This window comes from Psychrobacter sp. AOP3-A1-26 (assembly GCF_052378235.1).
Lineage (GTDB): Bacteria > Pseudomonadota > Gammaproteobacteria > Pseudomonadales > Moraxellaceae > Psychrobacter.
This window is the reverse complement of the sequence record NZ_JBQSXN010000081.1, coordinates 1-14,059: the sequence shown is the minus strand read 5'-3', so window position 1 is coordinate 14,059 and position 14,059 is coordinate 1. Positions and strand designations below refer to the sequence as shown.

The 14,059-nt window shown below is 44.0% G+C and carries 12 protein-coding genes; 6 read left to right on the top strand and 6 right to left on the bottom strand.

Annotated elements, in window-relative coordinates:
- Positions 1-1,442 (top strand): peptide MFS transporter (locus ACT3TU_RS11605; RefSeq protein ID WP_444784405.1); only part of this gene is annotated, 1,442 nt, incomplete at its 5' end.
- Positions 1,443-1,836: 394 nt separating this feature from the next.
- Positions 1,837-3,669, top strand: a complete 1,833-nt coding sequence (locus ACT3TU_RS11600; RefSeq protein WP_444784404.1) for an aminopeptidase P family protein — start codon at positions 1,837-1,839, stop codon at positions 3,667-3,669.
- Positions 3,670-3,766: 97 nt separating this feature from the next.
- Here ACT3TU_RS11600 and ACT3TU_RS11595 read toward each other — a convergent pair whose 3' ends face one another.
- From ACT3TU_RS11595 to ACT3TU_RS11585, 3 genes are all read right to left on the bottom strand, one after another.
- Entirely contained in the window at positions 3,767-4,597 is an 831-nt protein-coding gene (locus ACT3TU_RS11595; protein ID WP_225735347.1) for a hypothetical protein, read from the bottom strand.
- A gap of 128 nt (positions 4,598-4,725) precedes the next feature.
- Entirely contained in the window at positions 4,726-6,066 is a 1,341-nt protein-coding gene (gene fabF, locus ACT3TU_RS11590; RefSeq protein ID WP_263972270.1) for a beta-ketoacyl-ACP synthase II, read from the bottom strand.
- A 158-nt stretch (positions 6,067-6,224) separates the two neighbouring features.
- A complete protein-coding gene (locus tag ACT3TU_RS11585) occupies positions 6,225-7,625 on the bottom strand; it encodes an anhydro-N-acetylmuramic acid kinase (protein ID WP_192529545.1) in 1,401 nt (466 codons plus the stop codon).
- Between the two features lie 120 nt (positions 7,626-7,745).
- On the opposite strand from ACT3TU_RS11585, the gene tyrS reads away from it, so the two are divergent.
- Both tyrS and ACT3TU_RS11575 read left to right on the top strand, forming a co-directional pair.
- Positions 7,746-8,957, top strand: coding sequence for a tyrosine--tRNA ligase (gene tyrS, locus ACT3TU_RS11580; RefSeq protein ID WP_192524337.1), 1,212 nt, complete (start codon positions 7,746-7,748; stop codon positions 8,955-8,957).
- Positions 8,958-9,144: 187 nt separating this feature from the next.
- Positions 9,145-9,375 carry a DUF1653 domain-containing protein gene (locus tag ACT3TU_RS11575; protein WP_192524336.1) on the top strand — a complete coding sequence of 77 codons (231 nt, stop codon included), beginning with the start codon at positions 9,145-9,147 and terminating at the stop codon, positions 9,373-9,375.
- 80 nt (positions 9,376-9,455) lie between these two features.
- Here ACT3TU_RS11575 and ACT3TU_RS11570 read toward each other — a convergent pair whose 3' ends face one another.
- On the bottom strand, positions 9,456-10,412 hold the full coding sequence (locus ACT3TU_RS11570) for an alpha/beta fold hydrolase (RefSeq protein WP_192524335.1): 957 nt from the start codon (positions 10,410-10,412) through the stop codon (positions 9,456-9,458).
- Positions 10,413-10,641: 229 nt separating this feature from the next.
- On the opposite strand from ACT3TU_RS11570, the gene ACT3TU_RS11565 reads away from it, so the two are divergent.
- On the top strand, positions 10,642-11,298 hold the full coding sequence (locus tag ACT3TU_RS11565) for a hypothetical protein (RefSeq protein ID WP_192524334.1): 657 nt from the start codon (positions 10,642-10,644) through the stop codon (positions 11,296-11,298).
- A gap of 24 nt (positions 11,299-11,322) precedes the next feature.
- Here ACT3TU_RS11565 and ACT3TU_RS11560 read toward each other — a convergent pair whose 3' ends face one another.
- Together ACT3TU_RS11560 and upp are read right to left on the bottom strand one after the other, a co-directional pair.
- The gene (locus tag ACT3TU_RS11560) at positions 11,323-12,075 is read right to left on the bottom strand and encodes an SDR family NAD(P)-dependent oxidoreductase (RefSeq protein WP_192524333.1); all 753 of its coding nucleotides are present in this window, start codon (positions 12,073-12,075) and stop codon (positions 11,323-11,325) included.
- A 127-nt stretch (positions 12,076-12,202) separates the two neighbouring features.
- Complete coding sequence (gene upp, locus ACT3TU_RS11555; RefSeq protein ID WP_192524332.1) at positions 12,203-12,862, bottom strand: uracil phosphoribosyltransferase; 660 nt, start codon at positions 12,860-12,862, stop codon at positions 12,203-12,205.
- 282 nt (positions 12,863-13,144) lie between these two features.
- On the opposite strand from upp, the gene ACT3TU_RS11550 reads away from it, so the two are divergent.
- Complete coding sequence (locus tag ACT3TU_RS11550) at positions 13,145-13,849, top strand: DNA glycosylase (RefSeq protein WP_225735346.1); 705 nt, start codon at positions 13,145-13,147, stop codon at positions 13,847-13,849.
- The last annotated feature ends 210 nt before the right edge of the window (positions 13,850-14,059 follow it).

Below are 14,059 nucleotides of genomic sequence, written 5' to 3'. Positions count from 1 at the left end.
ATTACAGTATTCGCCCGCTATTAGTACTATTTATGGTAGCGACCGTCGGTAGTGGTGGCTTTGGCTTCGATGAAGTCACCGCTTCTGCTATTTACGGTATTTTTGCTGGTTCATTGTACTTAGCCGCAGTACCGGGCGGTTGGTTGGCGGATAACTGGCTCGGCCAAGAACGCGCTCTTTGGTGGGGCAGCATTATTATTGCCCTCGGTCATTTATGTATTGCGTTGTCGGCAATGTTTGGCATGACGCTATTTTTTGTTGGTTTGATATGTATTGTTTTAGGGTCGGGGTTATTTAAAACCTGTATCTCTGTCATGGTGGGGGCACTGTACACTAAAGGCGACGTGCGCCGTGATGGCGGCTTTACTTTGTTTTATATGGGAATCAATATCGGGGCACTATTAGCGGCGCTGATTGTTGGGGTATTTAAAGAAAAAGGCATGTGGCATGTCGGTTTTGAGGTAGGCGGTCTTGGTATGCTGGCCTCATTGTTGATCTATCGTTTTTCTGCCCAAAAGACCTTAACTCACTATGCACAAGCCAAAAATATTACGCCCGAATGGGAGTACGCCAATGGCCGCTATAAAAACATAGGTCGCTGGGTTATCGGTTTCTTGGCGTTATTGGCAGCGATTGTTGTTTTGGTCGCGAGTGGCATGATACCGTTTAGTCCTGAAATGGTCGCAGAGTATATGACTTATATCATTGCAGCGGTGGTGATAGGCTACTTTGCGATTATGTTTGTCTCGCCACGCTTGGACAAGACAGACAAGCTGCGTTTGCTCACTTGCTTTATTTTAATTATTGGCTCGACGCTATTTTGGTCAAGTTTTGAGCAGCAGCCGACCTCCTTTAACCTATTTGCCGATCGCTATACCGATCTGAATGTCTTAGGCTTTGAGATACCTAGTATCTGGTTCCAATCGTTGAACCCACTGTTTATTTTAATGCTCGCACCTATCGTCAGTATTATTTGGGTCAAACTTGGTAAGCGAGGTATTGAGCCTAGTAGTATGACCAAGTTTGCACTTGGTATGTTAATTACCGCTGCAGGCTTTTCGTTGATGATTTTTGCCTCCAAGAGTATTTTAACCAATGACGGTGGCCTGGCATCTCCATTATGGCTAGTAGGGAGTTTATTACTGTTAACCTTGGGTGAATTGGCACTTAGCCCAGTGGGTTTATCATCGATGACTAAGCTGGCACCAAAAGGTATGCAAGGTCAGATGATGGGTCTATTCTTTGCTTCTGTGGCGATGGGTAATCTGGTTGCTGCATTTTTCGGTGGACACGTTTCAGCGGATAAAATCGAAGGTTTACCAAAATTATTTACAACGATGACCATCTTTTTGGTGGTGACGGCAGTGGTATTATTAATATTGGCAAAACCTATTAATAATATGCTGGTAAAAAGTGAGCAGGCAGATAAGCTTGGTTCATGAATCATCTAGGTTAGAATTTATAAGTTAAAACCCCTTAATTTTAATGAGTAGCATTGCGATAAATGCTAGATGGTAGGGTGGACGAAAAGATGTTTTACTATTATCGGTAGCACATTTTATTGTTTCACTTAGTGAGTTATTTGCCACAAGCTATTGAAAGCCTATTTTCTGCCCAAACATCTAGTAATGTTCTGCTTTATTAAAAGTTAGCCTAAATTATCTAACTATTTCATATAGATTTAATTCTCACGATATTGAACCGTTCATTCATATTTAAATATAACCGTTCAATAACGCGTAAAAATTACTCGCACAAATAAGACGACTAACCATAGTCGCCTCACAGTCGTATTTCTTCAAATCTAATTTTTTAAAATCAATAAGGAAATATTCAATGAATAAACAAACCATCCACGATCGTATCGATAGCCTACGTCAGGAACTGGCGTCACAAGACCTCACGGCTATTATCGTCCCATCGGCGGATCCACATTTATCTGAGTATCTGCCAGAATATTGGCAAGCGCGTTTATGGTTGTCAGGCTTTACAGGCTCAGTTGGTACACTGGTTGTCACCGCTGACTTTGCTGGGTTGTGGACGGACAGTCGCTATTGGGTACACGCTGCCGATCAACTAGAAGGAACGGGCATCAGCTTAGAGAAGCTTGCGCCTGGTCAGCCGAACCATATCGAATGGTTGGCTAAGCATTTGCAAGAAGGTGATAGTGTGGCAGTCGATGGCAATGTGTTGTCTATTGCTGAGCAAGATCGACTGTTAAATGCTTTTGATGCCAATGACATTACCCTCATCACTGAGCGCGATGTGTTGACAGCAATATGGACAGATCGTCCAGCGTTGCCAACTGCTAATTTATATCCGCACGATGCACAGTTTGTCGCCCAATCTGCTACCGAAAAACTTGCTGCAGTGCGTGCTGGTATGGTAGATGCTGGAGCGACACATCACTTGCTTTCAAGCTTAGATGATATTGCATGGTTGACCAATTTGCGCGGTGCTGATGTCAATTATAATCCAATATTTTTGTCGCACATGCTTATCGATGCTGACTCAGATGCTCTAAACAGTGCGACATTGTTTGTCGATAATAATAAGGTTAGTAGCGAGATTGCGCAAAGTTTAAAAGACAGCGGTATTACTCTTGCTGCTTATGACGCTGTACAGGATGCGTTAGCAACATTGACGGCAGAGGATTTATTATTACTAGACCCGAGTAAAGTCGCCGTTGGTACGCTATCTAAAATGGCAGATGGTGTAGGCTTTATCGAGCAGATGGCACCCAGTACTTTGCTCAAGTCGGTTAAATCTGACTCTGATATTGACCATGTACGTGAAGCGATGCGCCAAGATGGGGCGGCATTAGCGGAGTTCTTTGCCGCATTTGAGCAGCGTCTCAATGCAGGTGAGCGTCTAAGTGAGCTAGATGTGGATAGTATGCTGATTGATGTACGTAGTCAGCAGCCGAATTATGTCTCACCAAGCTTTCCAACGATTGCAGGTTTTAATGAAAACGGTGCCTTGCCGCATTACCGGGCAACGCCAGAGAAGTTCAGCTACCTTGATGTGAACGAAGGCGAAGGTGGCTTATTGTTAATCGACTCAGGCGCCCAATATCAAAACGGCACCACTGACATCACCCGCGTGGTCGGCATCGGCCAAGTAAACAGCAATCACAAAAGTGACTTTACCACGGTGCTCAAAGCCCACGTTGCTTTAGCGCGTGCAAGCTTCCCTGATGGTATCGCCTCACCATTGATTGATGCGATTTGCCGTGCGCCATTATGGCAGGCACAGATGGATTATGGTCATGGTACGGGTCATGGTGTTGGTTATTTTCTCAACGTCCATGAAGGCCCACAAGTCATCGCTTATAGTGCCAGTACGCCAAAAGAGCGTGCCATGAAAGAAGGTATGATCTCAAGTAATGAGCCGGGTCTATATCGCGAAGGCAAGTGGGGTATTCGTATTGAAAACTTGATGGTAAATATGCCAGTTAGCAATCCAACTGAGACAGAGTTTGGGAGTTTCTTAAGCTTTGAAACCGTCACTTATTGCCCAATTGATACACGTCTAATTGAACCTGCATTATTGAACCAAGTAGAGATTGATTGGTTGAACGATTATCATCGCCAAGTCTATGCCGAGCTAAAAGACCGCGTTGACGGTGCCGCGCTTGAGTGGTTAACCGAGCGTACGCAAGCAATCTAAAGCGGAAATCTCTACCTATAAACCAGAAATAGCAAAAGCCCCGTTAATCGATTAACGGGGCTTTTGCTATTTAAAGATTGTATTTTAGAGACTAGATTTATTTTTTCGCTACGCTATCATCAGTGACAGCGTTGTCTTCCTCGGTTAAATGCTGAGCCATCTCGGCACGTAGCCAAGACTTTAAGTTTTCTGACATTAGCATCATTTGATCACTTAAGTAGTCATCAATCTGCATTTCTAACTCGCGGATCAATTCTTGATGCGTACTATTCAATTTTGTATCTTTTAAGGCCAAGCTAATCGCTGCACTGGCTTTATCATTAATGGCTTTGATACTGCTATCACTTTTGGCACGCTTGTCAGCTGTATTACGGTTGTCATCAGTACTGCCGTCATCAATGGTATTGGCATACTCACTAATGGTCATATGCGCAGTCGCTATATTTGTAGAGACCTTCTTTTCAACACTATTAATGACACTGCTATTATCACTTACCTTTTCTGTGGCATTTGTATCAATAGCGGTGGCCGACTCAGGGTGGTTCTCTTCCTGCTGTTTTTTAGTGGCCTCTGCTTGCTCATGAAGTCTGGCTTCTTCTTTTGCTTTGGTTTCTTCTTTGCGCTTGGCATCCTCAGCGGCTTGTTTTTCTTCTTCTTCTTCTAAACGCCGCTTTTCTGTAGCCGCCTGTTCTTGGGCTTGTTTGTCGGCAATAGCATTGGCAATTGCTTGTTCAGCCTCATGATTTTCGTAAAGCTCATCGACATGCGTGTCTAGATCATGGGTGTTAAAAACAAAACTTTCAAAAGGTGTATCAGCTTGCAGTAGGGTGGTGATATCTTTCAGCTCTTGGGTGATTGCTGCGCGAATAGGCTCAGGCGCACACGTCCAGCGCTGGTAAAATTGATGTGAAAATGAGTAGCTTGACATGGTATCGTCCATAAATATTCTAAAAATTACCCCTTATCATACGCAAGGTCGATAAGGGGCTGCAAGTGGACAAACGTAGCAAATTTGACACCAAAGTTACAACGACGAACGTTGTGAGCTTTTAGACGTTACTGTTTGACAGGCCAGCGCGCAAATATTAGCGAGCCATTCGTACCGCCAAAGCCAAAGCTATTGGTCACAGCATATTGTAAGTCATCGACTTTGCGTGATTGATTGGCGACATAGTCGAGGTTACAGTTGTCCTCAACATTATCTAGATTAATCGTCGGTGGTACCTGCTGGTGCTGTAGTGAAAGGACGGTAAATATCGCCTCGATACCACCAGCCGCGCCAAGCAAGTGACCGGTCATCGATTTGGTTGAGCTAACCAAGATGCGGTCTTTCACTGGAGCAAACACGGTTTCAATCGCAATCGATTCAGCAACATCACCCGCAGGGGTGCTGGTACCGTGGGCATTGACGTAGCCAACTTTCGATGGCTCAATACCCGCATCGTTTAAGGCGTTTGTCATCGCTCGTGCCGCACCGCTACCATCTTCTGGAGGTGCAGTAATGTGGCTCGCATCGTCACTCATACCAAAGCCAACCAGCTCAGCGAGTATGGTTGCACCGCGTGCTTTGGCATGGCTTAAGCTTTCTAACACCACCACACCCGAACCATCGCCAAGTACAAAACCATCGCGACCTTTATCAAATGGACGCGAGGCTTTGGTTGGCTCATCGTTACGCGTCGATAGGGCATGCATGGCACCGAAACCTGAGATACCAAGCGGGCTTGAGCCTTTTTCACTACCGCCAGCCAGCATCACATCAGCGTCACCATAAGCAATCAAGCGCGCCGCTAACCCCATAGCATGGGTGGCCGTAGTACATGCAGTTGACGTCGCGAGGTTTGGACCTTTTAGCGTATGCTTAATCGCTACCAGACCCGCAGCCATATTGACAATAGAACCTGGAATAATAAAGGGTGAAACTTTTGTAGCGCCTTTTTCTCGCAGCGTATCGCGACTGTTTTCAATGGTTTGGATACCACCAATACCTGAGCCCAAAATAACGCCAAAACGTTCTTGATCCACATTGTGTACAGGAGCATCAGCCGCGCCTATTTCATCGATAAAACCCGCATTTTTTAATGCCATCGAAGAGGCGGCAACCGCATAATGCATAAACTCATCATAGCGGCGGGCGTCTTTGGCATTCATATATTGCTTGGCATCGAAATCTTTGACCACGCCAGCAATTTGCGCACGATAATCAGTGGCATCGAAGTGAGTAATTTTAGCAATACCGCTTTCGCCATTGAGCAGTTTTGTCCATGTGCTTTCGACATCCAGACCAAGCGGGGTAATAGCGCCCATACCAGTCACCACCACACGCATATCATCAGAGCGCTCATAATGTGGGGGCTTCCGGCGTTTTTTTGTCTGTGCTGCGTTAGGAGTATTCATGGTATCGTTCGTAGCTTGGTCGATAAGTGAATCGGTTGGTGAATTGCTGTGTTGGCTCATGCGATATATCCTGTACTTACGAGTCCTAAAAAGAGGGTGATTCATGAGCCATTATAAAACACATAAGTGCACGTGTGTAAACTAAAAATATTAACCCATCAGGCAAAACAAACTTGCCCCAATACCACATCCTTATTTGCCCCTGTTACTGCTGGTAGGTTACCTGTTTCGCCCATCAGCGTTTGTTTTGCTAGCCAAGCAAAGGCAACCGCTTCTACCCAAGTTGGATCAAGCCCTAAGCTTGTGGTGGTTTCTACCCTACAATGGGGCAGATGTGCTTGTAAACGCGTGAGTAAATAATCGTTAAGCGCGCCGCCACCGCAGACATATACCGAACTGTCTTCATTTGCTTTGATAAACAGGTTGATTTGCGCACTGGCACTGATGGCTGTCAGCTCAGTGAGCGTCGCTTGCACATCCGCTGACGAATAGCGCGTATGGGCAGACGCTTGGTCGAATCTTTGTAGCTCATCTTGTAGCCATGCTAAATTAAAGTCTTCACGACCAGTGCTTTTTGGATAAGCTTTAGCAAAAAATGGATGTTCTAAAAGTTGATTAAGTAACGGCTCGACGACCTGCCCAGACTGTGCCCAGGCGCCCCCAGCATCGTATTCCTTATCGGTATGCAGTGTGGTCCATGCATCCAATAACAAATTGGCAGGACCGGTATCATAACCAACGACGCTAGCTGTCTGTTGATAAGTAGGGTGATCGCTATTGTGATTAGTGCTTTGATTGCTACTTTGATTGTTATTATCAGCAGAAAGTGCTGGCAAGACCGCTATATTAGCGATGCCGCCCAAATTGAGTAATACGCGGGTGCTATCAGGCGTCGCAAATAATGCTTGATGGAAAGCTGGAACCAAGGGCGCCCCTTGACCGCCGACCGCCATATCGCGGCGACGAAAGTCACTGACCACACTAATGCCAGTGCGCTCAGCGATAATATTGGCATCGACTAATTGCAGGCTAAAACCCATTTGTGGACGATGACGCACCGTTTGTCCGTGACAGCCAATTGCTAGTACCGCCTCCGCATCAATATCCGCTTGCTGCAATAATGTATTGACCACGTCGCTAGCAAATTCGCCATACTCACGGCTTGCCCAGCCGAACCAGTCTAATTCGCTATTAGGCTCATCAATTTTCGGCATCAAGTCTTTGACACCATTGGGCTGACATAACGCCAATAATACCTCACGCAAACGTGGGGGGAAGTCTTGGCTGTACGTTGCTATTAATTGCATAGGAGCATTGGATACACAACTGGAGTCAGAATCGCTATCAGTAAAGTCAGAAAACTGACAAATTACGGCATCCATACCATCCAAACTGGTCCCTGACATCATACCAATATATAAACCGTCATCGAAGTTTTCAAACACAGTTTGTTCGAGTGCTTCGCTTAGGGCAGCATAATCTAATTCATCGTTATGCTCAGAATTGGCATCTGGATGGGCGGTATTGGTATTAACAGTGGCGGGTATGGGCTTACTCATGGCAATTTACCTTAAAAAACGCTAATATATCTGCCAAATTCTAACATTTTTTATCTGCCATCGAGGTTCTAAAGCTTCTGAAGGTATTAATAATTTGATAAAGACAATAAAGAGAGCGAAATGACCGACCACTCATACACCCTAGAAGAACAGCTTGCCCTTATCCAGCGCGGCACACAAGAAATCCTGTCTGAAGAGGATTTAGTTGCTAAGCTTAAGCTAAACCGTCCACTGCGTATCAAGGCAGGCTTTGATCCTACTGCGCCTGATTTGCATTTAGGGCACACAGTGCTGATTAATAAGCTCAAGCACTTCCAAGATTTAGGTCATGAGATTTATTTTTTAATCGGTGATTATACCGCCAAAATTGGTGATCCTTCTGGCAAGAACAGCACGCGCCCGCCATTGACCGATGAGCAAATCAAAGTCAATGCTCAGACCTATGCCGAGCAAGTTTTTAAAATCCTAGATAAAGAAAAAACCCGCATCGTCTTTAACTCTGAATGGTTTAATGACATGTCAGCAGGCGATATGATTCAGCTGTCTAGCCAGTTGACCGTATCGCGCATGCTGGAGCGCGATGACTTCTCTAAACGCTATGCAGCGCAAACGCCAATCGCTATCCATGAGTTTTTATACCCGTTGGTGCAAGGTTATGATTCTATCGCCTTAGAAGCTGATGTCGAGCTGGGCGGGACTGATCAGACCTTTAATATTTTGATGGGCCGCACCTTGCAAGGTCGTTATGGTCAAGAGCCGCAAGTGTGTATCACGGTGCCTATTTTGGAAGGGCTAGACGGCGTCAATAAAATGTCTAAGTCATTGAATAACTATGTGGGTATTTATGATGCACCAGGTACCATGTATCAAAAAATCCTCTCGATGCCAGATACCTTGATTCGTCGTTATTTTGAGTTTTTAAGCTTTAAGCCGATGGAAGAAGTCGAAACTTTAATGAGTGAGATGGAAAATGGTCGCAATCCACAAGAGATTAAACGTGTCCTTGCCGAAGAGTTGATTGAACGCTTCCACGATGCCGATGCTGCTGCTAATGCGCATAAATCTGCGGGTAACGTACTTGCCGATGGCGAATTACCAGTGGACTTGCCCGAGGTAACGTTAGATTTGGCAGGTGCTGAAGCATTATTTATTACCCAAGTACTAAACCAAGCTGGACTGGCAAAAAATAGCTCGTCTGCTAAAGACATGATTAAGCGTGGCGCGGTAAAAGTAGATGGCGACGTCGTCAATGCTGGCTTTAGCTTAACGGCTGGGCAAACGGTTGTTATCCAAGCAGGTAAAAAGGCTTATGCGAAAGTGACGGTGGGTTAATAATCCCGTACTACTGGTGCTAATTTTTCTTGTTTGCTGTTCGCAGGCGTGACAGAGACTGCGAAAAATTTACTCCAGTAGTACTCGTGTCGGTTTTAAAGTAAATCAACTATGTTTGCTTTTTCTATGTGAATATACTGCGACAGTATTTAGCTCGTATATTTAAGATATACAATAGGATGAAATCATGACAAAAACTATCGTATCCCAAGGTATTTACCGCCATTATAAAGGCAATCTATATCAAGTTTTACACACTGCGCAGCACTCCGAAACTGAAGAAGCGTTAGTCGTTTATCGCTGTCTATACGGTGAGTATGGCGTTTGGGTTCGACCGCTTACAATGTTTGCAGAAACAGTGATGCGTGACGGTAAAGAAGCACCTAGATTTGAGTTGATTAAAGCATTGGCTGACTAATCCTTTCAAGATTCAAAAAGCTTAGATTTTATTACCCAAATAAAAAGCGACCCATTGAGGTCGCTTTTTTTGCCTTAGCACTAACCCTGCAAAAACTCTTTTAATACTTTATAAAACCCAACAGGCTCATCCATCGGTACGGCATGACCTGAGCGAGGTAAGACGATTTCGCTTGCATCGGGTAGCATCTGGGTAATTTTCTGCTGCCATGTCGAATTATATAACTTGGAGCGACCACCGATAAGGTTAACCACTGGAATAGTGACACGGTCTATCGCACCCCGAAAATCATAGGGCAATGCCAAATAGGCTTGTAAGCAGCGCATCTTATGTTGCCAAATCTGATGTTCATAAAACACCAACTTATGATCGTTTTGATGGGTTAGCACCTGTACGATGGCTTTTGAGCGTGGACGATTTACCGACCACAATGAAAACAGGCGTTCGACGTCAGTAACGCGACGTTTAAGCGCAAAAGGCAGATGGGTAAAGCTATCAAGGTCAGCATAAGGCAGCGTCATATCCACTACCTCATGAAAAATATCAAACACTTCTTGCTGGCGCGCGCCAAACAGCCCACCTTGCCAGTCAGACTGATTATGAATAGCAGGACTTTGGTCTATATTTAAATAGCGACTGACTCGTGATATACCATAACGCTCAAAATATGCCCACATCACTTGTGCGCCCATCGAGATAGCGGCAACGGGTAATGTCTCTATATTGCGCGTCAGGCAAACTTGCTCAATCACAACCTGCATATCGTCAGCATACTGGCGTACAAAATCAAACTGGGTCATATTGATATCTTTTGCAGCGCCAAACCCTCTTAAATGCGGCAGATAAAATGCATATTTGCCAGTTAACGGTAAAATAAACGGCAAGAACTCACGCGCATCCATACCATAAGCATGCAATATCATGACAGGCTTGCCATTACCTATGACAGAAACCGGCAGTAGCGTGCCGTCATTTGTAGCGATATTTATTGTGTGTAATTGATACTTAGCGGGTAGGCTCAGGAGTTTGGTTTTCATATGATATTGTCGCTTTATTTTTATTAAGCCATCTTAGTTTTTATCAGAACGTCTTAGCCTAAATGCCTTGTGGTAAAAGTCTTTATCTCACTCATCAAAGACTGCTATATTAAAGCAGTTAAGCTGACCATAGCATAAAATCGGTCTGGCATATATTCAATAGCTAACCCATGTAATCAATAATATAGTAGTCGTATAATAGGTTTGATGTTAATAAGGATGTTAGCTTATGGGCAAGTCCACCTTACCACTACTTGATAGCAGTCTTTATCCACAAATCTGGCAGCAGCAGGCTTTTATAAATCCACAAGCTTTAATTTTGGCGATGCTTACGACAGATACTACACCTGACGCTGCTGCTTTTACGACGCAATTATTAGCAAATGCAACTTATAAAGAATGGATCAATGCCACTGTATTTGGGCGCTACCTTCATCGTAACTTTACGGCGTTTTATCAGCAAACAGAGGACAGCTTTAATCTAGATATGCCGGCGTTATTTCGTCAGGAATTGATGCGTCATGCGCAGTATTTACCACTAGAGCAGGTATTGTTTTTTGTAGGGAGTTTGTCAAAAAGCATTCGGCAAACAAAGGTGTTAATCACTACGGTCAATCCTGCTACTGCCATAATCAACGCTCAAAAGATAAGTAAAAAATCTACAGCAACTCAGCCAATGACCATCATCAATCAGATAACAATCACCGGTCAGCAAGTATTAGGATTTCCCATCAGGCACAATAAACGCACCAGTGACCGTATTCGAAATGAGGTATTGATTTTAGGTTTTCAGGATTTACGCTTGGTAAATGAGAAGAATGTCATCGCCAAAAAAAGAAGCAATATAGAGGGTGCTATATTGCTTCGGACTTACGAGTTACGTTGATAAACTTGAGAATAGATTTAAGCCTTAAGACTCTTGCTTGGCAATCGTCAATCCATTATAAGTTTGTGCAACAGGCATGACTTCCAAGCGATTGACGTTAATATGCGCAGGCGACTCAATCAACCATAATAAGATATCGCCAATATCGTCGCCGGTCATGGTTTTAAAGCCATCATAAACTTTGGCAGCTTTATCATCATCGCCATGATAGCGTACGTTTGAAAACTCAGTCCCCGCAACATTACCCGGTTCAAGGTTGGTCACCCGCACTTGTGTACCAATTAAATCTGCCCGTAAGTTCAAACTGAACTGTTTGACGAATGCTTTGGTCGCGCCATAGACGTTACCACCAAAGTAAGGCCAGCTACCGGCAATCGAACCAACATTGATAATATAGCCGCTATCACGCGCCACCATTGCTGGTAGGACTGCATGAGTCAGCGCCATCAGACCTTTGACATTAGTATCAGTCATACGCATCCAATCATCGAGATCGGCACTCTGTGCAGGCTCTGTACCAAGTGCGAGCCCTGCGTTGTTGACTAATACGTCGATCTGATTAAACTCTTTTGGCAGCTCAGCAATGATTTGCGGAATAGAAGCCGTGTCACTGACATCCATCACAACGGGCAAAAACGACTCGCCGAGGGTTTCTGCTAAAGTATTTAACTTATCGAGGCGTCTGGCACAGCCGATCACGCGGTGTCCTTTTGCAACCAAACGCTCAGCCAACGCTTTACCAAAACCCGCGCTTGCTCCTGTAATCAATACGTTCATTGTTTATCCTTATCGTTGATACCCTATTGTTTTTATCATAATTGTTATGACGACTGCTTAGCTTAAATATTTTGGCTTATCTATTTCAACTTAATAGCTATTATCTCAATCATAATGAGATTGAAAGTTATCTATTTGATAGTTGCTTACCAAATATTTTATCACCAGCATCACCCAGACCTGGGATGATATAGCCGTGCTCATCCAAATGACTGTCGAGCGCTGCGGTATAGATAGTCACGTCAGGATGCGCCTCATTGACCAAACGAACGCCTTCAGGTGCAGCCACTAATACCAAGGCTTTAATATTAGTACAGCCATTTTTCTTTAACATCTCGATAGTCGCAACCATTGAGCCGCCAGTCGCTAGCATTGGGTCAATAATAAGCGCAGGACGTTTGTCCATGTGGCTGACGAATTTTTCAAAGAAAGGTACAGGCTGCAAGGTTTCTTCGTCACGCTGCAAGCCCACCACAGAAATTTTCGCTGTAGGAATCAAATCGAGTACGCCGTCGAGCATACCAATACCCGCACGTAAAATCGGTACAATCGTTGCGGTTTTACCGATAATTTGCTCACCAGTAATTTCACCGCACCAACCCTGCATGGGGAAGGTTTCAATTTCAAAGTCGCGGCTTGCTTCATACGCCATCAAACGTGCAAGCTCTTTGGTCAATGTGCGGAATTTATAAGTACTACAGTCTTTTTCGCGCATAAGACTGAGTTTATGACGGACTAGTGGATGATCGATTACCGTAATCTGTAGGTCGCTATTTAAGTCACTCATAAGAACTCTCTTCGTTTTTGGGCTATGCTTGCGCAATTACTGCGTTCGCCATTAGTATAAAAGATACAAACACTTACCGCACTTTAACCATTTATGTAGCATACAAATAGTAAGCTTAGAGACTCAATAATCAAGCAAGCTAGATACGTTTAACGTGCTCATCTTTCTATTTAAGTCGACTCTTTAGGCTAAGCCTGTTTGACTATATAAAGCCTTTATAAGCGAAGCAGTGTTTAGACCTGCTATGATACCAAAAAAACACCTTTTCTGATGAAGAATATCATGACCAAAACCCCATCGAATACTCACATCAATCAATCAAAACCTGCTAACAATTTTATCTGGTCACAAGATTTAGAGACCGAAACGGCAGATATCGAAACCCACCCTTTTGGCCCTGTATTGCCGCCCGATGCAACAGTAATGATGATGGGTAGCTTTCCGCCCACAGCAGATAAATGGGCAATGAGATTCCATTACCCCAATTTTCAAAATGATATGTGGCGCATTTATGGCCGCGTATTTTTTGACGATGCCGATTATTTTAGAGTAGGGAAGGAAAAGCGCTTCGACCCTGAGCGTATCAGAGATTTTATGTTCGAGCGCGGCATCGCCTCTTGTCCAACAGTAGTACAAGCGATTCGAGAAACGGGAAATGCTTCTGATAAATACCTTACCGTTGTCACTCCTATTGCACTAGATAAGATATTGACGCAAGTTCCAAAGGTTGAAGCCTTATTTACCACGGGTGGCAAAGCAACCGAGGTATTGCTTAATATGCTGGATACGCCACCCGCTAAATCAAAATACCCCAAGACCAATCAACATATCGACTTTCCTTATAAATGCGCCGATAACAGTGTTAAGTCTGAGAGTCATGATTTAACCTTATATAGACTGCCATCTACCTCGCGGGCTTATCCTTTGGCGTTAGATAAAAAGGTTGCGGCTTATAGGGAATTCTTTAAAAAGGTTGGTAAGCTATAATATAGTTGGTCTATAAACAGTTCAGCTATAAAGTTGTCATATATAGCTGAACACTACTATATATAGACCAACCACCATAAACAAAATAGCCAAGATTAAACGGTTAATAGACATTCATAATAAAAGTAAATTATTTTAGCGTTAACTAACTGATAAATAGGGGTTATTAATTTTTTGCTTAGATAATAATAAAAACAGTGCCCAAACCCC